This is a genomic window from Caulobacter sp. GW821-FHT12A07, assembly GCF_058807655.1.
In genome coordinates this window covers 754,888-773,260 of record NZ_JBXAQX010000001.1, presented here as the reverse complement: position 1 = coordinate 773,260, position 18,373 = coordinate 754,888, and the positions used below count along the sequence as shown (strand labels likewise).

The 18,373-nt window shown below is 67.3% G+C and carries 18 protein-coding genes and 1 pseudogene; 8 read left to right on the top strand and 11 right to left on the bottom strand.

Annotation, left to right across the window (positions count from 1 at the left end; all coding sequences use genetic code 11):
• Nucleotides 1–35: 35 nt before the first annotated feature.
• Nucleotides 36–422: a MerR family transcriptional regulator gene (locus AC1RRS_RS03655; protein WP_492853981.1), complete on the bottom strand. Its 387-nt coding sequence runs from the start codon at nucleotides 420–422 to the stop codon at nucleotides 36–38.
• Between the two features lie 69 nt (nucleotides 423–491).
• On the opposite strand from AC1RRS_RS03655, the gene AC1RRS_RS03650 reads away from it, so the two are divergent.
• The gene (locus AC1RRS_RS03650; RefSeq protein ID WP_492853980.1) at nucleotides 492–1,238 is read left to right on the top strand and encodes a MauE/DoxX family redox-associated membrane protein; all 747 of its coding nucleotides are present in this window, start codon (nucleotides 492–494) and stop codon (nucleotides 1,236–1,238) included.
• 29 nt (nucleotides 1,239–1,267) lie between these two features.
• Nucleotides 1,268–1,439 (top strand): annotated as a pseudogene (locus tag AC1RRS_RS03645) (hypothetical protein); the annotation flags it as partial.
• Here the strand turns inward: AC1RRS_RS03645 and AC1RRS_RS03640 are convergent.
• Nucleotides 1,433–3,181 carry an acyl-CoA dehydrogenase gene (locus tag AC1RRS_RS03640; protein WP_492853979.1) on the bottom strand — a complete coding sequence of 583 codons (1,749 nt, stop codon included), beginning with the start codon at nucleotides 3,179–3,181 and terminating at the stop codon, nucleotides 1,433–1,435. The pseudogene AC1RRS_RS03645 and the gene AC1RRS_RS03640 sit on opposite strands and share 7 nt — an antisense overlap.
• A gap of 186 nt (nucleotides 3,182–3,367) precedes the next feature.
• On the opposite strand from AC1RRS_RS03640, the gene AC1RRS_RS03635 reads away from it, so the two are divergent.
• The 3 genes from AC1RRS_RS03635 (at nucleotide 3,368) to AC1RRS_RS03625 (ending at nucleotide 6,279) form a co-directional block, all read left to right on the top strand.
• Nucleotides 3,368–3,991, top strand: a complete 624-nt coding sequence (locus AC1RRS_RS03635) for a YceI family protein (protein WP_492853978.1) — start codon at nucleotides 3,368–3,370, stop codon at nucleotides 3,989–3,991.
• A gap of 87 nt (nucleotides 3,992–4,078) precedes the next feature.
• Entirely contained in the window at nucleotides 4,079–5,371 is a 1,293-nt protein-coding gene (locus AC1RRS_RS03630) for a YceI family protein (protein ID WP_492853977.1), read from the top strand.
• Nucleotides 5,299–6,279: an L-threonylcarbamoyladenylate synthase gene (locus AC1RRS_RS03625; protein WP_492853976.1), complete on the top strand. Its 981-nt coding sequence runs from the start codon at nucleotides 5,299–5,301 to the stop codon at nucleotides 6,277–6,279. Before AC1RRS_RS03630 ends, AC1RRS_RS03625 begins: the two co-directional genes overlap by 73 nt.
• A gap of 11 nt (nucleotides 6,280–6,290) precedes the next feature.
• Here the strand turns inward: AC1RRS_RS03625 and AC1RRS_RS03620 are convergent, their stop codons facing one another.
• Nucleotides 6,291–6,905, bottom strand: a complete 615-nt coding sequence (locus AC1RRS_RS03620) for a GTP pyrophosphokinase (protein WP_492853975.1) — start codon at nucleotides 6,903–6,905, stop codon at nucleotides 6,291–6,293.
• Nucleotides 6,905–7,912, bottom strand: coding sequence for a hypothetical protein (locus tag AC1RRS_RS03615; RefSeq protein ID WP_492853974.1), 1,008 nt, complete (start codon nucleotides 7,910–7,912; stop codon nucleotides 6,905–6,907). The genes AC1RRS_RS03620 and AC1RRS_RS03615 overlap by 1 nt, the downstream gene beginning before the upstream one ends.
• A gap of 220 nt (nucleotides 7,913–8,132) precedes the next feature.
• On the opposite strand from AC1RRS_RS03615, the gene AC1RRS_RS03610 reads away from it, so the two are divergent.
• Nucleotides 8,133–10,556: a TonB-dependent receptor gene (locus tag AC1RRS_RS03610; RefSeq protein WP_492853973.1), complete on the top strand. Its 2,424-nt coding sequence runs from the start codon at nucleotides 8,133–8,135 to the stop codon at nucleotides 10,554–10,556.
• A 208-nt stretch (nucleotides 10,557–10,764) separates the two neighbouring features.
• Here the strand turns inward: AC1RRS_RS03610 and AC1RRS_RS03605 are convergent, their stop codons facing one another.
• From AC1RRS_RS03605 to AC1RRS_RS03585, 5 genes are all read right to left on the bottom strand, one after another.
• A complete protein-coding gene (locus AC1RRS_RS03605; RefSeq protein WP_487290362.1) occupies nucleotides 10,765–11,526 on the bottom strand; it encodes an ABC transporter permease in 762 nt (253 codons plus the stop codon).
• Entirely contained in the window at nucleotides 11,523–12,467 is a 945-nt protein-coding gene (locus AC1RRS_RS03600) for an ABC transporter ATP-binding protein (RefSeq protein WP_492854004.1), read from the bottom strand. The genes AC1RRS_RS03605 and AC1RRS_RS03600 overlap by 4 nt, the downstream gene beginning before the upstream one ends.
• Before the next feature lie 154 nt (nucleotides 12,468–12,621).
• Nucleotides 12,622–13,086: an NfeD family protein gene (locus tag AC1RRS_RS03595; protein ID WP_492853972.1), complete on the bottom strand. Its 465-nt coding sequence runs from the start codon at nucleotides 13,084–13,086 to the stop codon at nucleotides 12,622–12,624.
• A 4-nt stretch (nucleotides 13,087–13,090) separates the two neighbouring features.
• Nucleotides 13,091–14,068, bottom strand: a complete 978-nt coding sequence (locus AC1RRS_RS03590; RefSeq protein ID WP_492854003.1) for an SPFH domain-containing protein — start codon at nucleotides 14,066–14,068, stop codon at nucleotides 13,091–13,093.
• Between the two features lie 77 nt (nucleotides 14,069–14,145).
• Complete coding sequence (locus tag AC1RRS_RS03585) at nucleotides 14,146–14,577, bottom strand: TIGR02301 family protein (RefSeq protein WP_492853971.1); 432 nt, start codon at nucleotides 14,575–14,577, stop codon at nucleotides 14,146–14,148.
• A 215-nt stretch (nucleotides 14,578–14,792) separates the two neighbouring features.
• Between AC1RRS_RS03585 and AC1RRS_RS03580 the strand changes: the two genes are divergently transcribed.
• Complete coding sequence (locus tag AC1RRS_RS03580; RefSeq protein WP_110118296.1) at nucleotides 14,793–15,002, top strand: hypothetical protein; 210 nt, start codon at nucleotides 14,793–14,795, stop codon at nucleotides 15,000–15,002.
• Between the two features lie 110 nt (nucleotides 15,003–15,112).
• Complete coding sequence (locus AC1RRS_RS03575; RefSeq protein ID WP_492853970.1) at nucleotides 15,113–15,883, top strand: Crp/Fnr family transcriptional regulator; 771 nt, start codon at nucleotides 15,113–15,115, stop codon at nucleotides 15,881–15,883.
• A 7-nt stretch (nucleotides 15,884–15,890) separates the two neighbouring features.
• On the opposite strand, the gene AC1RRS_RS03570 is transcribed toward AC1RRS_RS03575, so the two are convergent.
• Together AC1RRS_RS03570 and AC1RRS_RS03565 are read right to left on the bottom strand one after the other, a co-directional pair.
• Complete coding sequence (locus AC1RRS_RS03570; RefSeq protein ID WP_492853969.1) at nucleotides 15,891–17,231, bottom strand: PI-PLC domain-containing protein; 1,341 nt, start codon at nucleotides 17,229–17,231, stop codon at nucleotides 15,891–15,893.
• Nucleotides 17,232–17,362: 131 nt separating this feature from the next.
• A complete protein-coding gene (locus AC1RRS_RS03565) occupies nucleotides 17,363–18,328 on the bottom strand; it encodes an NAD(P)H-dependent flavin oxidoreductase (RefSeq protein ID WP_492853968.1) in 966 nt (321 codons plus the stop codon).
• Nucleotides 18,329–18,373 lie beyond the last annotated feature (45 nt).

Genomic DNA, 18,373 nt, shown 5'->3' with positions numbered 1-18,373 from the left:
TCTCCCTGGAGGGAGAAGGTGGCGCGAAGCGGGGATTACCCCTCGAACGCCGCGATGATCGGGCAGGGGCCTTCGTCGCCGGCGCTGCAGGTGTGCAGCAGGCGTGACAGGCCGGCGCGGGCGGCTTGCAGCTCGGCGATCTTGGCGTCCAGGTCGGCGATGCGCTCGCGGGCCAGTTCTCGGGCCCGGGCGCGGTCCTGGCCGGCGTCGAGGGCCAGGAGTTCGCCGATCTGCTCCAGGGTGAAGCCGGCCGATTGCGCCGAGCGGATGAAGCGCAGCCGCCGCACGGCCTCGTCGCCGTAGCGCCGCACGCCTTCACCACGCTCGGGCGTCTCCAGGAGGCCCCGGCGCTGGTAGTAGCGGACGGTCTCCACCCCCACCCCGCCGGCCCGGGCCAGCCCCGCAATGGTATCCGCCGCCATCCCTTGACTCCGTACCATGGTACGGAACCCATATGAGGCGGGTCCGGTTCGCGTACAAGGAGATCCGCCGTGAGTTCAGCCGCCCCGAAGACCGCCGTCCTCTACCGCATGGTGATGGACAGGCACGTCTGTCCCTACGGCCTGAAGGCCCGTCACCTGCTGCGCGCCCGGGGCTACGCGGTCGAGGATCATCATCTGAAGACCCGCGAGGAGACCGACGCCTTCAAGGCCCAGCATGGCGTGAAGACCACGCCGCAGGTGTTCATCGGCGGCGAGCGGATCGGCGGCTTCGACGACCTGCGGCGGTTCTTCGGCGGCAAGCCGCGCGATCCCAAGGCCAAGACCTACCAGCCGGTGATCGCCCTCTTCGCCATGACCGCCCTGCTGGCCCTGGCGGCGGCCTATGTGGTCGACGGCACGCTGCTCACCCCGCGCGCGGTCGAGTGGTTCATCAGCTTTTCCATGGTGGTGCTGTCGATCCAGAAGCTGCGCGACGTCGAGAGCTTCTCGTCGATGTTCCTGGGCTACGACGTGCTGGCCAAGCGCTGGGTCCCGTATGCTTACGTCTATCCGTTCGCGGAGGGCCTGGCGGGGGTGCTGATGACGGCGGGGGTGCTGACCTGGTTCTCCGCGCCCCTGGCCCTGGTGATCGGCGGGATCGGCGCGGTGTCGGTGTTCAAGGCCGTCTATCTCGACAAGCGCGACCTGAAATGCGCCTGCGTCGGTGGCGACAGCAACGTGCCGCTGGGGGGCGTGTCGCTGCTGGAGAACGTGATGATGGTGGCGATGGCGGTGTGGATGCTGGTGAGGCACTGAGGCCAAGCTCCTCCCCCGAGTAGCGAAGCGAAACGGGGGAGGGGGACCGCGAAGCGGTGGAGGGGGCGAGACTGGGCGCTGTGGAAGCGGTCGCCCCCTCCGTCACGCTGCGTATCCGCAGCGCGCCACCTCCCCCGTCTCACGGGGGAGGAGCAGGGAGGCCTCCCTCTCCCGCAAGGGGAGAGGGGATCAGATCAGTGAACCCCCAGCGCCTCCGGCGTCACCGCCACCAGATCTTCCGCGCCCAGGGTCACGGCGGCCAGCTGGCCCGGGACCTGGGCCAGCACGCTCTCGGCATAGACCCGCAGCAGCTGGCCGCGCAGGGCCTCGGCTTCCGGGGCCAGGGCGCCCTTGGCCAGCATCCAGCCGCCGACGGTGTCGCCCAGCAGCTTGAGGTAGGCGGTGGCGCCCGACAGGGCGTCGGGCATGGCGCGGGCGCGGCGGTCGACCAGCCAGGCGGTGGCCGAGGCCGCGGCGTTCAGCGCGGCTTCCAGGCGGCCGGCGACCGGGGTCAGCGAGGCGTCGGCGGCCTTCAGGGCCTCGATGGTGTCGCGGATGTCGTCCATCAGGTCGGCCACGGCCTGGCCGTCGGCCAGACCCAGCTTGCGGCCGATCAGGTCGATGGCCTGGATGCCGTTGGTGCCCTCGTAGATCGGGGTGATGCGGGCGTCGCGATAGTGCTGGGCCGCGCCCGTCTCCTCGATGAAGCCCATGCCGCCGTGGATCTGCACGCCCAGCGAGGCGACCTCGACGCCGACGTCGGTCGACCAGGCCTTGGCGATCGGGGTCAAGAGCTCCTCGCGCAGCTTGGCGGTGGCGCGCACGGCCTCGTCGGCGGCGGCGTGGGCCAGGTCGGCGGCGACGGCGGTCGACAGGCAGATGCCGCGGGCGGCCTCGATCTTGGCCTTCATCAGCAGCAGGGTGCGGCGCACGTCCGGGTGGTCGAACAGGCGCGAGGGATAGGCGCCCGTCCAGGCCGAGCGGCCCTGCACGCGCTCCAGGCTGAAGTCCAGGGCCTGCTGATAGGCGCGCTCGGCGATGGCGGTGCCCTGGGCGCCGACCTGCAGGCGGGCGGCGTTCATCATCGTGAACATGTGGGCCACGCCCTGGTGCAGCTTGCCGACCAGCTCGGCCTTGGCGCCTTCGAACAGCATGACGCAGGTGGGCGAGCCGTGGATGCCCAACTTGTGTTCCAGCCCGCCGACGCGCACGTCGTTGGCCGCGCCGGGCTTGCCGTCCTCGTCGATCAGCACCTTGGAGGCCAGGAACAGCGACACGCCCTTCACGCCGGGAGGGGCGTCGGGGGTGCGGGCCAGAACGAGGTGGACGATGTTGTCGGTGGCGTCGTGGTCGCCCCAGGTGATGAAGATCTTCTGGCCCGACAGGGTGTAGCCGCCCTGGCCGTCGGGCGTCGCCATGGTGGTCAGGGCCGCCAGGTCCGAGCCGGCCTGCGGCTCGGTCAGGTTCATGGTGCCGGTCCATTCGCCGGAGACCAGCTTGGGCAGGAACACGCTCTTGTGGCGCTCGGTGCCATGCAGGGCCAGGGCCTCGATCGCGCCCAGGCTCAGCATCGGGCACAGGCCGAAGGCCATGTTGGCCGCCTGCACCATCTCCAGCGTGGCGATCTCCAGCGCTTTCGGAAGGCCTTGGCCGCCGTGCTCGGGCGCGGCCGCCAGGCTGGTCCAGCCGGCCTCGGCGAAGGCCTTGTAGGCGTCGGCGAAGCCCGGAGCGCTGCGCACCACGCCGTTCTCGAGCTTGGCGCCGACCAGGTCGCCCTGACGGTTGATCGGGGCCAGCACCTCGGCGGCGAACACGCCGGCGGCTTCCAGCACGGCGTCCACGGTGTCGGAATCGGCCTCGGGATAGGCCTCGGCGAGCTGGTCGAAGCCGGCCACGTGGCGCAGGGCGAAGGCGAGGTCGCGGACGGGGGCGCGGAAGGTCATGCAGGGGCCGATCTGTTCAAGCGTCGGGTTGGGGGTATGTGATCCCTGTTTAGATCGCGCGACCCGCCGCGCCAAGGACCGCCAGGCGATCACGGCTTCGTGAGGAGACGCCCCTTCAACTGGACGGTGAAGTTCCTAAGTCGGGTAATCGCAACCGTCACTATGACAGTTTGGAGAACTGAACCCATGGCTCGCCCCTTCGCCTACGCCATTCTGGCCGGCGCCCTTCTCGCCGCTCCCCTCGCGGCCCCGGTCGCCGCCCTGGCGCAACCGGCGACGGATCCCGCCGCCGCCCCGGCCGGGACCTGGGCTCTCGACAAGCGCCACGCCAGCCTGACCCTGCGCGTGCGCCACTTCGGCACCTCGAACTACACCTTCCGCCTGTCGGGCCTGGACGGCTCCTACAGCTTCGACCCGGCCAAGCCGCTGGACTCCAAGGTGTCGATCACGGTCGACCCGAAGTCGGTCGACACCGGCCTGCCCAACTTCAACAAGGAAATCTCGGACGATCCGAAGTTCTTCGACTCGGCCAAGTATCCGACGATCACCTTCGTCTCGACCAAGATCGAGCAGACCTCGGCCGGCAAGGGCAAGCTGACCGGCGACCTGACCTTCCGCGGCGTGACCAAGCCGGTGACCCTGGACGTCACCTACAACGGCTTCGCCAAGACCCCGTTCGGCTCGCAGATCATGGGCTTCTCGGCGACCGGCAAGATCAAGCGCTCGGAGTTCGGCTTCACCCACCTGGTGCCGATGGTGGGCGACGACGTCGACCTGGCGATCGAAGCCGAATTCAATCCGAAGAAGTAAGACAGATCTCGAATTAGGGACGGCCCAATGACCGCCGAGACGCTTTCAAAACCCGCCTCGGCGGCGGGTCCTTCCCGTTATTCTACGGTGGCGATCATCCTGCACTGGCTGATCGCCGCCGCCCTGATCTTCCAGGTGATCCTGGGGTGGCGGGCCGACGACGGCCCCAAGGGCGCGACCACCTTCGCCCTCTTCCAGCTGCACAAGTCGATCGGCATCACCATCCTGGTGCTCAGCGTCGCGCGCCTGATCTGGAAGCTGACCCACAAGTCGCCGCCGGCGCCGGCCGGCCAGCCGACCTGGGAGAAGATCGCCGCCCACGCCGTGCACGTCGGCTTCTACGTGATCATGATCGGCCTGCCGCTGACCGGCTGGATCATCGTCTCGACCAGCCGCATCAACATTCCGACGATCCTGTTCGGCGCCATCCCCTGGCCGCACCTGCCGGGGCTGCCCGAGCTGGCCGCCGGGGCCAAGGACGCCTGGAACAACATCGGCCACCTGGGTCACGGCCTGCTGGTCAAGTTCACCTACCTGTTGCTGGCCCTGCACCTGGGCGCGGTGGCCAAGCACCAGATCCTCGATCGCGACGAGGTGTTCGGCCACATGGCCGCCGGCGCCAAGCCGGGCCTGAAGGAGCCGCGCCTGTGGCTGGCCGCCGCCGGCTTCGCCGCCGTGGTCGCCGCCGCCTATCTCTACACTCCGGCCAAGGCCAAGGCTCCCGCGCCGGCCCCGGCCGCCAGCGCCGCCGACGAACTGGCCCTGCCGGACGAGACGCCCGCGCCCGCCGCCGCCGCTACGACCGCCGCTGCGCCTGGAGCCGCGCCCGCCGCTCCGGCTGAAACGGCCGCCGCCCCGCCGGCCGACAGCGCCTTGAAGGACCCGGTCGCCTGGGCCGTGCAGAAGGGCTCGCACCTCGACTTCGACCTGGCCTGGGCCGACACCCCGATCCACGGCACGTTCAGCCGCTGGACCGCCGACATCCTGTTCTCGCCGGAAGCCCTCGATCGTTCGAAGCTGACCGTCAGCGTCGACCTGGCCTCGGCCGGCACGGGCGACGGCCAGCGCGACGAGAGCCTGCAGGGTCCCGACTTCTTCAACACCTCGGCCACGCCCAAGGCGACCTTCACCGCCACCAGGTTCCGCAAGACCGCCGAGGGCCGCTTCGTGGCCGACGGCACGCTGGACCTGCGCGGGACCAAAAAGCCGCTCAGCCTGCCCTTCAGCTTGAAGATCGACGGCGACACGGCCAAGGCGCGCGGTGTAACCACCGTCGACCGGACCGTGTTCGGGGTTGGACAGGGCGAATGGGCGTCGACGGATCAGATACCGGGCAAGATCAAGGTGAGCTTCGCCCTGACCGCCAAGAAGAAGTCGTAGCCAAAGCCGCCGAGGCCCTCGCCGCCGGGGGCCTCGTCCTGCTGCCCACCGAAACCGTCTACGGCCTGGGGGCGGACGCTTCCAACCCCACGGCCGTGGCGGCGATCTTCGAGGCCAAGGGCCGCCCGCGCTTCAACCCGCTGATCGCCCACGTCGCCGACGCGGCGACCGCCGCCCGCATCGCCGCCTTCGACGACCGGGCGAGCGCCCTCGCCGAAGCCTTCTGGCCCGGCCCCCTGACCATCGTCGCCCCGATCGCCGACGTCTCGGCGGTCTGCGACCTGGCCCGCGCGGGGCTGGAGACCGTCGCCATCCGCGTGCCCGGCCACCCGCTGGCCCGCGCCGTGCTGGCGGCGTTCGGCGGACCGGTCGTGGCCCCCTCGGCCAACCGCTCGGGCCGCCCCAGCCCCACCACCTACGCCGACGCCTACGCCGAGACCGGCGACAGATGCGCCGCCGCCCTCGACGGCGGCCCGTGCCAGGTGGGTCTGGAATCCACCGTCGTCGCCGTGCTCGACGGCCCCGTGCGCCTGCTGCGCCCCGGCGCCGTCACCCGCGCCCAGCTTGAGGCCATAGTCGCCCCCCTGGCCGAAGCCGACGACGACGCCAAGCGCTCCCCCGGCCGCCTGGCCCTCCACTACGCCCCCGACGCCCCGGTGCGCATCGACGCCGAGGCGCCGAGGCAGGGCGAAGCGTTCCTGGCCTTCGGGGAATGGCCGGCCGGGGAGGGCGTCCTCAACCTCAGCCCCTCCGGCGACCTCTCCGAAGCGGCGGCCAACCTCTTCGCCTACCTGCGGGCGGCCGACCGCCTGAAGCCGACGGCCATCGCCGTGGCGAAGATCCCGGATGAGGGGCTCGGGGAAGCGATCAACGATCGTTTGCGCAGAGCGGCGGGGTTCGTGGGGTGAGTGAATTGGTGTCAATCGTTGCTGGCGCTGATTTCTGCAAATAAATCATCGAACATTCTATCGGCCCCCCACGCTTGTGCAGCGGTGAACGCGACCGTTCTTTTTTGTGCAGATGTTAGGTCCGACTTCCTCGGCTTGTATGCTAGGTCATGATCTGCTTCAGACCATGCGTGCTGAAAAAGTGTCTTAATCTGTAATTCAAAAAAACTTGGTATAAGGTTTTTATCCCAATTTGGGTCTATCACATCACCGGGTATAAATTGTATATAGTGTTTTCCAAAATATCCAAATTCTGACTCTTTCTCAGGTATGACGATCTTTTGTTCGACTGATTTTAGATATTTTTCTAGTATATTTGATATAGTGTCTACATCTCTAAGATAGAAACATACTATTCTCGCGCCAATTTGATCTTGTATTTGATGTATAGGTGCGGAGTATTTTTTAATACCATTGTCGTTCTTGGCTGCTTTTGCCAAGAAGCGGTCGATGGATTTAGCTCGAACTGAAATTCGATCGATCCGGTCAGTGCCCTGTAAAATATCGCGAAGGTATTCTTCAAGATGTTTTGCCAATGGTGTAAGAACTTTAGAATGTCTTTCTGCGTAGGTGTCTAGTAGGCTCATCATCCCGCCTTCCTAAGCCATTCTCCTACAGGTTTGCCTACGGTGGAGAATTTAATGCTCCCATCGTCGAGGGTTTCCTGTTGAAAAACTTTATCGAAATCTCCTGCGTGCGCAGACAAAATTGCTCCAGAAGTCAATTCAACAGATAGAATATATATCTGCTTTGAAAACTCATCAGCAGCAAAGATGAACTTTTCCTTTGATGTTTCCGGATTCCTGAGTTGAGAGCGAATTGCGATTGCTGCATCGTTGCTCAGACTAAATTTCGTGATAAAATCGTCTATGCTAACGTTGGTGCCGCCCATGTTTGTGGCGAGAATTGCTGCGGAGATTATCTCTCGGCGGATGTTGGGGTCAGCGTTTGATTGAGACACCTTGCGGAGCGCATCGGCTAGCCGTCTAGTGCCCTGCGCAGAGGTCGTCTTGAAGTCTGAATCGAGAAAGCCTTTAATCCAATAATCCGAAGCCCCTACAAGTGGATTGCTCAGTTGTTTGTCGATTGCGCGTCCCTGCCAGAAGCCGGCGGCAAGTGAGGGGCCTCTGAAAGCAGCAGCCTTATAGGAATGTTGACTCTTCATAAATACACGTTCAAGGAATTCAACGTTTAATCCTCGCTCCGCCTCCTCAGCTAGGATGCCATTGTCTGCAGGGAAGCGAGATACAACGACCTTGTGATCATTTTCCTCTTTTCCGGCCATCAAGAATAACATTCCAACGCCGGACCGATTGGTCGTTACGGACTTGAGAGCACCGGCAATGGCCCGTCCACTCTCCAAATCCGGATTCTCCAGATATCGTAGGACTAACGTTCTAACGGTATTTTCCTGTTCGCCAATTCCGGAAGGATTGAATGCTATATCGATGTCACATTCGGCATCAGATTTTTCGTACACGTCGTTCAACAAGTCGAACAGCTGTCCTCGTAATGCAACGGCGGTGCCGCCAGCTTGCTCGCTTCCTTTGTCTCTCGGGTACACCAAATACGTATGTATGCTTGTAATCGCCACCGGATCCCCCCTGAGTCCAATCGATAAATTGTGACTCTAGTTCGGAGGCGAAGCAAGTCGGGGGACTGGCGAGGACGGGTGTCCCGCTCGCCACCCCTCCGTACACCCCGCAGAAAAACTCTCCCCCTGCCCACCCATTCTCTATTTCACCGATAGGAATAGGTAACTATCACGCTCCCCAACACGCCGAATGGCGTTATCTCAAAACGAGGGGGCTCTCGTGGCTATCGGAATTTCGGGCGGCCTTTCGGCCAAGGGCGTCGGCCGCGCCGCGCTGCTGAGCGTGCTTCTTTCCTCCACCGCCGGCGCCGTGCTGGCCGCCGACTTGGCGCCGGCCGCTGATGTCGCCGCCGCCGCGACGCCCGCCGCCGATCCGGCTGATCCGACCGCCACCGACGCTTCGGCCGTCGGCCAGGTGTTCGTCACCGCCCGCCGTCGCGAGGAGAGCGCCCAGGAGGTGCCGATCGCGCTGACCGTGACCTCGGCCGAGACCCTGACCCAGACCGGCGTCAACAGCATCGTCGCCCTGACCCAGCTGGTCCCGACGCTGCAGGTGCTGTCGCCCAACCCGCGCAACACCGCCCTGACCATCCGCGGCCTGGGCGCCAGCTACGGCCTGGCCAATGACGGCCTGGAGCAGGGCGTCGGCATCTATGTGGACCAAGTCTACAATTCGCGCCCCGGGGCTGCGACGCTCGACTTCATCGACATCCAGCAGATCGAAGTGCTGCGCGGTCCGCAGGGCACGCTGTTTGGCAAGAACACCACGGCCGGCGCGCTGAACATCACCACCCGCGACGCCACCCAGAAGTTCGAGGCCGACGCCGAGGCCAGCTACGGCAGCCTCAACTTCCGCCAGTTCAAGGCCACGGTGGCCGGGCCGCTGATCGAGGGCGTGCTGGCCGGTCGCCTGTCGTTCGTCGGCACCTGGCGCGACGGCGACCTCTACAATCCCAAGAGCAACACCTGGCAGAACGCGCGCTCGAGCACCGGCTACCGCGGCCAGCTGAAGTTCACCCCGAACGAGCAGCTGACGGTCAAGCTCTACGGCGACTACGCCTTCCAGCAGCCCGAGTGCTGCACCCAGGTCTATGTCACGGTCGGCACGACCCTGAAGCCGACCGCCCAGCAGTACGCCGCCCTGGCCGCCGGCAAGAACTACACCGTCGCCAGCACCAACCCCTATGACCGGATCTCCGACATCGACGATCCGATCCAGGCCGACCAGTGGGTCAACGGCCTGTCGGCGGTGGCCGACTACGACTTCGGCCCGGTGACCCTGACCTCGGTCACCGCCCACCGCGAATGGGACTGGGAGCCGCGCAACGACCGCGACTACACCGCGCTGGACGTCACCCGCCGCTCCAACAACCCCTCGCACCAGAAGCAGTTCAGCCAGGAGTTCCGCCTGTCCAACAACGAGGGCGAGCGCTTCGACTGGACCGTGGGCCTCTACTACTTCGACCAAAACGTCACGACCCACGGCGTCACCGAGTACGGTTCCGACGCCTCGTACTGGCTGCTGCCGGCCACCAACACGCCCTCGTCGCTGCTCGACGGCTACACGGTGTTCAACGACAGCACGATCGACACCACCAGCTACGCCGCCTTCGGCCAGCTGACCTGGAAGGTCAACGACCGCCTGAGCGTCACGCCCGGCGTGCGCTTCACCCAGGAAAAGAAGGACGGCACCTACGTCCAGACCACCACGGGCGGTTCGGTGACCACCGACACCACCCTGATCAACCGTCGCCTGGGCATCGCTCGTCCACAAACCTTCTCGGCCAAGACCGACGACGGCGCCTGGTCGGGCCAGATCGCCGTGGTCTACCAGCTGACCGACGACATCAACGCCTACGCCACGGTGTCGAGCGGCAACAAGTCGGGCGGCATCAACATGACGTCGCTGCCGCTGACCAGCAGCAACACGGTGTCGACCTCGGCCGCGGTGATCCGTCCGGAAAAGGTGTCGACCATCGACATCGGCCTGAAGACCCAGTGGTTCGAGCGCCTGCTGACGGCCAACCTGGCGCTCTTCGCCACCGACGTGAAGGACTACCAGGCCAACGTCGTCGACAGCGGTCCGGGCGCCCTGCGCGGCTACCTGGCCAATGTCGAGAAGGTCGAGGTGCGCGGCGTCGAGCTGGACGCCACCACCCGCTCGATCGGCGGCTTCAAGTTCTACGGCAACCTGGCCTGGACCGAGGGCAAGTACGCCGACTTCAAGAACGGGCCGTGCCCGCTGGAGAAGATCGGCACCTCGACCGCCCAGTGCGACCTGTCGGGCCGTCCGCTGCCGGGCCTGTCGAAATGGGCCGGTTCGGCCGGCGCCGAGTACCGCCGCGAGGCGACCCTCGGCCGCCTGGCCGGCGAGGTCTATGCCGGCGCCGACGCCAGCTTCCGCTCCAACTACTACGCCGACAGCTCGGACTCGCGATACACGATCATCAAGGCCTATGAGATCGTCAACCTGCGGGCCGGCTTCAAGTCGGAAGCGGGCTGGGAAGCGTTCGTGTCGGTGCGCAACGCCTTCGACGCCGAGTACCTGCAGAACATCACCGTGGTCTCGGGCAATTCGGGCCTGGTGGTCGGCACCCCCGGCGACGCCCGCGCCTTCGCCTTCACCCTGAAGGCCAGCTACTGATCAGGACCCCTCTCTCATAGAGAGAGGGAGGGGCCCGCCGCGAAGCGGTGGGAGGGTGAGAGGTTTCACCGCCGGCCGGCGAACCTCGAGCCTTCCCGCCAGCCTTCGAGGCGGGCCGCGCCTTGTTCGGAGAGGGTGTAACCTCTCACCCTCCCACGCCTGCGGCGTGGGCCCCTCCCTCTCTCAAAGAGAGAGGGGTCTTCTGCGGCTACTGCTTCAGCCGATAGCCGGTCTTGAAGATCCAGCCCACGACCGCCAGGCACAGCGCCAGCACGCCCACCGTCGCGGCCAGGCTGATGCCCACCCCGACGTCCGACGTGCCGAAGAAGCTCCAGCGGAAGCCGCTGATCAGGTAGACGACCGGGTTGAACAGCGAGGCCGTCCGGAAGGCGCCGGGCAGCATGTCGATCGAATAGAAGCTGCCGCCCAGGAAGGTCAGGGGCGTGATCACCAGCAGGGGCACGATCTGCAGCTTCTCGAAGCTGTCGGCCCAGATGCCGATGATGAAGCCGAACAGGCTGAAGGTCACCGCGGTCAGCACCAGGAAGGCGGCCATGAACAGCGGGTGCTCGATCTCGAACGGCACGAACAGGCGCGCCGTGGCCAGGATGATCACCCCCAGCATCAACGACTTCGACGCCGCCGCGCCGACATAGCCCAGCACGATCTCGAACGGCGACACGGGGGCCGACAGCACCTCGTAGATCGTGCCCGACCACTTGGGCATGTAGATGCCGAACGAGGCGTTCGACAGGCTCTCGGTCAGGATCGACAGCATGATCAGGCCCGGCACGATGAAGGCGCCGTAGGGCACCCCGTCGACCGAGGTCATGCGCGAGCCGATGGCCGCGCCGAACACCACGAAATAGAGCGAGGTCGACAGCACCGGAGCGGCGATGCTCTGGGCCAGGGTGCGGAAGGTCCGCGCCATCTCGAAGCGGTAGATGGCGGCGATGGCGTGGATGTTCATGGCCGGTCCTTCACCAGGCTGACGAAGATCTCTTCGAGAGAGCTCTGGCGGGTGTTGAGGTCGGTGAAGTCGACGCCCTCGGCGTGCAGCCGGCGCAGCAGCGGGGCGATGCCGGTGGCCTCGGCCTGGGCGTCGAAGCTGTAGACCAGCTCGCGGCCTTCGTCGGCCAGCGCCAGGTCGTAGTCGTCCAGGCCCGGCGGCACGGCTTCCAGCGGCGATTGCAGGTGCAGGGTCAGCTGCTTCTTGCCCAGCTTGCGCATCAGCACCTTCTTGTCCTCCACGAGGATGATCTCGCCCTTGCGGATCACCCCCACCCGGTCGGCCATCTCCTCGGCCTCCTCGATGTAGTGGGTGGTCAGGATGATGGTGACGCCCGTCTCGCGCAGCTTGCGGACCATCTCCCACATGTCGCGGCGCAGCTCGACGTCGACGCCGGCGCTGGGCTCGTCGAGGAACAGGATCGAGGGCTCGTGCGACAGGGCTTTGGCGATCATCACCCGCCGCTTCATGCCCCCCGACAGGGTCATGATCTTGGCGTCCTTCTTGTCCCACAGCGACAGGTCGCGAAGGATCTTCTCGATCAGGGCCGGGTTGGCCGGCTTGCCGAACAGGCCGCGGCTGAAGGTGACGGTGGCCCAGACGGTCTCGAAGGCGTCGGTGGTCAGCTCCTGGGGCACCAGGCCGATCTTGGTGCGGGCCGGGCGATATTCGCGGGCGATGTCGTGGCCGTCGGCGACGACCGCGCCCGTCGAGGGGCGGACAATGCCGCAGATGATGCTGATCAGCGTGGTCTTGCCGGCGCCGTTGGGACCCAGCAGGGCGAAGATCTCGCCGCGCTTGATCTCAAGATCGACGGTCTTCAGGGCCTGATGGCCCGAGGCGTAGGTCTTGGTCAGACCCGACACCGTGATGATGGGTTCCACCCGGTCGTTCCCTTCGATGCGTGCGGTCCCGCGCCAGATGGGGGCGTTTGCCGCGAAGCGCCAGGGGCGGGCCCCCTCAGTCGCTCCGCGACAGCTCCCCCAGAGGGGGAGCATCTGGCGCGGCGTAGATCCTCCCCCTCTGGGGGAGGTGGCCCGGAGGGCCGGAGGGGGCTCACCGAACCGTCAGCACCGCCCCGTGCACGCCCACCACCGAGACGCGGGTCCCGGTCGTCGGGGCGCTTTCGTCCTCGCCCTCGCCTTCGGTCTGGGCCGCCCACTCCTTGCCGTCGACGAAGACCCGGCCGCGGCCGTTCTCGAAGGCGGCGACCACCTCGGCCGGGCGGCCGAGCAGGCGCAGGGTGGGGTCGTTGAGGTCGGGGTCGGGACCGGCCAGGGCCGGCCGCAGGAAGCGGCGGGCCAGGTAGGTCGAGGCGATGGTCAGCACGGCGAAGAGGACGATCTCCACCGGCAGGCTGGTCGGGAGGAGGAGGGCGACGACGCCGACCGCCGCCGCCGAGGCGGCCGGCCACAGCAGCCAGCCGGTGCCGGTGCCCACCTCGATCGCCAGAAACGCGGCCGCGATCGACAACCACAGCCAGAAGGGATGGGCGACGAAGAAATCGATCAGGCCGGTCATGGGATCAGGCTCCCTTGCGCGGCGCGGACGGAACCGCGCTCGAACGCGACGGCGCGGGCGACGGGGTCGGACGCGGCGGGGCGTCGGGGCCGCCCAGCGAGCGGATCAGCTCGCCGACCCCGGCCACCGTGCCGGTGATGCCGGCGAAGTCGGCCGGCACGATCACCGTCTTGGCGTTGGGCGAACGGGCCAGCTCGCCGAACGCCTCGACATACTTCTGGGCGACGAAGTAGTTGATGGCGTTGACGTCGCCGCGGGCGATGGCTTCCGACACGAAGGCGGTGGCCTTTGCTTCGGCCTGGGCTTCCCGCTCGCGGGCCTCGGCGTCGCGATAGGCCGCTTCGCGCCGGCCCTCGGCCTGCAGGATGGCCGACTGCTTGGCGCCCTCGGCGCGGGCGATCTGGGCCTGCTTCTCGCCCTCGGCCTCGGTGATGACGGCGCGGCGCTCGCGCTCGGCCTTCATCTGGCGGGCCATGGCGTTGGTGATGTCGGCCGGCGGGGTCAGGTCCTTGATCTCGATGCGGGCCATCTTGACGCCCCAGGGGCTGGTGGCTTCGTCGATGGTGGCCAGCAGGCGCGAGTTGATGTGGTCGCGCTGGCTCAGCACCTCGTCCAGCTCCATCGAGCCGACCACGGTGCGCAGGTTGGTCTGGGCCAGCTGGGTGATGGCGTAGATCAGGTTGTCGACGCGATAGGCCGCGGCGGGGGCGTCCATCACCTGGATGAAGACGATGGCGTCGACGGTCACCGACACGTTGTCCTTGGTGATAACCTCCTGCTTGGGAACGTCGAGCACCTGCTCCATCATGTTGACCCGGCGGCCCACCGTCTCGACGAACGGGGTGAGGATGCTGATGCCGGGCTTCAGGGTGCGGGTGTAGCGGCCGAACCGCTCGACGGTGAATTCGCGGCCTTGCGGCACGATCTTGATGACGTTGACGACCAGCAGGATCGCCAGCACCAGAAGCACCAGGGGGACCAGAAAAGCGGTCACGAAAGCCTCCCGAGACGCGGCCCGGCGGCCCAAGCCGCCAGTCGCCGTGCGTCCATGAGGAGAATTTAGCGCGCCGCTCGCCCTTCCGCCACGGAATCCGGCGCAGCTTGCTCGTTGACCCGCACTGTCTGCGACAGCTTGTTGGCCAGGGCCCGGCCGCGAAGAGCGGCCTGGCGCTCGGCCCGGCGGCTTTCGGGGCTGCACTCGGGATGGGCGGCCTGGGCCGCGGCGTAGCCGCCGTTGAAGCGGTCGCGCAGCTGGCCGTCGAAGGTCTGGTCGGCCTGCTCCACCTCGGTCAGCCGCACCATGCGGGCCCGCCAGAACTGGTCGCCGACGCCCTCGCAGGCCTGGCGCAGGGCGTGGCTCTGGCCGATGGCGTAGGCCAGGTCCAGCAGCCGCTGGCGCTCGGCCGGCGCGCGGTCCTGGGCGCTGGTCACGGCCGGTGCGGCCAGCAGCAGGGCGGCCAGGAACGGAGTGGCGAGGCGGGCGCGAAGCATGCGGGCACTATCGCCGCAAGCGCCCGGCCTGTCATCGCCTCGCCCGCGAGGGGCGAAATCAACCTTGAGAATATCCACAGCGGCGCTCGCCCATTTCAAGTCGAAACTTCGACTCTTCAGGGCCTTGCTATCAACAAGGATCGGGATCAGGCTGTGGATAAGTCAGGGGTGGCGAGAAACGACCAACTCCGACAGCGCAGAAGGGAGGACGTGTCATGGCTGAAGTGCACTACGGCGTCGTCCAGGTGGGCGACCGGTGGACCATCATCGGCGACCAGCTCAGGTTCGGGGCTTATCGCAGCCGCCACGAGGCCGAAAAGGCCGCCAACCGCCTGGCCGAGCAGGCCACGGGCGTCGGCATACCGGTGCGCATGCACCTCCAGGACGAGACCGGCCAGCTGCACCGGCCCACCTTGATGAGCTGAGAGGGATGAGCTGACGCGCGGCGCGTGTCGGCGTCCCGACAGGTCCACGCAACGAAACCCTCGGTCCGCGCGCTTTAACCGACGTGCAAGCGCCGCCGTTGGATGCCGCCATGGCCGACTCCGCAGAAATGAACGACCGAGACACCCGCGCCGAGCGGGTGCACCACGCCTATGCCGGCAACCGCCTGCTGCTGGCCATGCCCGAGGACGCGCGCGCGGCGCTCAAATCGGCCATGACCCTGACGGCTCTCGCCCGCGGGACGGTGCTGTTCGACGTCGGCGAGGACGTGCGCACCACCTATCTGCCCTGCCGGCCGACCATGGTCTCGTTGCTGGTGCTGACCCCCGAGGGCCGCGAGGTCGAGGCGGCCACGGTCGGCTGGGAGGGCGCGCTGGGCGGCGTGGTCAGCGGCGGCCTCAAGCCCGCCTACGGCCGGGCGGTGGTGCAGGCGCCGGGACCGGCCTTCACCGTCCCGACCGCGCGCCTGGACGAGATGCGCCAGCGCTTTCCGGCCCTGGGCGACCTCTTTACCCGCTACGCCGACGCCATGATCGCCCAGATGATGCAGTCGGTGGCCTGCAACGCCCTGCACACCATCGAGCAGCGTTGCTGCCGCTGGCTGCTGGCCGCCCACGACCGGGCCGGCGAGGACATCGTGCGCCTGACCCAGGAGGCCCTGGCCGACATGATGGGCGTGCAACGCACCACCGTCACCGCCGCGGCCAAGATCCTGCAGGCCGACGGCATCATCCAGACCCGCCGCGGCCGCGTCGAGATCCGCGACCGCCGCAAGCTGGAGCGCCGCGCCTGCGAGTGCCACGCCCAGGTCGAGGCCCATTTCCACAAGCTGCTGCCGGAACTGGCCCTCGACGCCGGCTGAGGCGCCGTCAGATCGCGTAGGTGAAGTTCGACGCGATGATGATCTCCACGCAGTCGATCAGGCCAAAGCTGCTGTTGGCGCTCTGGTCCTCGTAATCGAACAGGGACCAGCCGCTGGCCGTGGGTCGGTTCTTGTCGAAGTAGCCGACGACCTGGTCCTGGATGTAGACGCCGCCCAGTTTCAGGCGCGTGGCGCTGGCGAAGTTGATCAGCAGGCCGTCGGCGGGCTTGTTGGGGATGGCCGCGGCGTACAGGGCGTATTTCTGGGCGCCCGGATCGATGATCGGCAGGTCCTCGTACATGTCCTGCACATAGATCGGAAAGTTGCGGCCCTTGGTGGCGGGCAGCAGGACGCCGGGCGTGTTGTCGGGGATGTCCAGCGAAACGCCGAACGAAAAGGCCGCGACCTGCTGGGCGACGACGGGATCCAGCGGCGGCTTGCGGTTGGGATCCAGCAGGGCCGGGATGATCCGGTCGAGCAGGTAGACCCGCTTGCGGACGGTGTCGAGCGAAGGCATGTCGCCCTGCCAGGGGCCGACATTGTGGTTGGCCAGGACGTTGGTCAGCGCCTTCAGCACCCCCGGCAGGTCGGTGTCGGCCACGCCGTTCTGGTCGTCGGTCTTCAGCGACATGGCGATGAATTCCGACGGGTGGGCGTAGAGGAAGTCGTGGCACTCCACCAGCAGCGACACCAGGCTCTGGTAGACGTGCGCCCGCGAGTTCAGCCCGGTGCTGCCGTGGCAGGTGTAGAACTCCCAGGTCGCGGGCGAGTGCGGCCCGGCGGGCACCGCATCGATGATCAGCCGCACGTCTAGCAGCCGCACCCCCGCCTCCAGTTGCTCGGTGATGCTGCGATAGTGGCAGGCGTAGGGCGTGTGGATGGTGGAGTTGATGGCGGCGCTGTCGTGCGTGCCCGGCAGGTTGATGTCGCCGATCAGGGTGTCGCCGGGAACGTGCGACAGCCAGACGCGCGGATTGATCAGCTGCAAGGTCAGGGCGCCGGCGTTGTTGGCGGTGTCCGACCAGGAGATGTAGGTCTCGTCGCCGGTCGGGCCGTAGAGCATGTGCGCCGGCTCGCCTTTCAGCGACACCGTCTTGTCGCCGTTGTAGGTCACCGGCGCGTACCAGTCCAAGCCCCAGCCGGCGTAGCCGCCCGTGGCGCGGCCCAGCCAGCGGTCGCCCGGCGCGGTGTCCTTGGCCAGATGGAGGTCGCCGTTCTTGTAGGTCCACTTGCACCAGGCCGCATCGGCCGTGGACTGGACCAGGGTCAAACAGTTGTCGTGCGTGCCCAGATAGCCGGCGAAGTCGCCGGACTGGCGATTGAAACACTTGACGGTGCGGTAGTTCATCGAGGTCCCCTGGCGATGGCGCGAGCTCGAGGAGGGCGGCTGCGCGACCAAGCGGACGCGACCTTATCTTCAGCTTTCAGCTGTGCGTGTGAAAATATTCACCGAGGGTTGTGCCTGTCTCGATCGGCGCCTCAGGCGAGCAGTCCCGCCGTCCGCCTGATCGCCGCTTCCGCCTCCGCGACCAGGCTGGCCACGATCTCGGCCGCCGGGCGCACGTCGGTGATCCCGCCGGCGCTCTGGCCCATGGCCAGGCACGAGCGCTCGGGGTCCAGCCCCTCGGTCTGGCCGGCGATGCCGCCCAGCACCCCGGCCTGGACGCTGGCCATGGCCTGCAGGGGGAAGGGCTGGATGTCGCCGGCCCGGGTCTCCCAGTCGTCGACATAGGGGTTGGCGCGCACCCGCATCGGCTTGCCGGAATAGCAGCGGGTGCGGACGGTGTCCTCGTCGCGGGCGGCCAGGATGGCGTCCTGGTAGAGCGCGCCGGCGTGGGCCTCGGCGCTGGCGATGAAGCGGGTGCCCATCCAGACGCCTTGCGCCCCCAGGGCCAGGGCCGCCGCCAGCCCGCGACCGTCGTAAAGGCCGCCGGCGGCGATCACCGGGATGTCGACCGCCTGCACCGCCTGGGCCACCAGCGGCAGGGTGCCGACGAGGCCGGTGTGGCCGCCGCCTTCGCCGCCCTGGCAGATCACCGCGTCGCAGCCGGCCTCCTGGGCCTTCACGGCATGACGCACCGTGCCGCAGACCACCATCACCTTCAGCCCCGCTTCGTGCAGCCGGGCAAGGATCGCCGAGGGCACGCCCAGGCCGGCGATGAAGGCGCTGGCGCCCTCCTCGATGATGACCTCGACGCTGGCGGTCAGGGCGTCGGGCGTGGCGGCCAGCAGGTCGACGCCGAACGGCCTGTCGGTCAGGGCTTTCACCTGTCGCATCTGCTCGCGGATGAAATTGGGCGAGGTGCCGGCCATGCCCAGCACGCCGTAGCCGCCGGCGTTGGAGACCGCCGCCGCCAGCGGCGCGTACGAAACCCCGCCCATGCCGGCCAGCAGGATCGGGTGCTCGATGTTCAGCAGGTCGCAGATCGGCGTGCGCAGGGCCATGGCGGCGGTCTCCCTATCGCGGCCCTCTGGCGGGGCCGTCCGGGG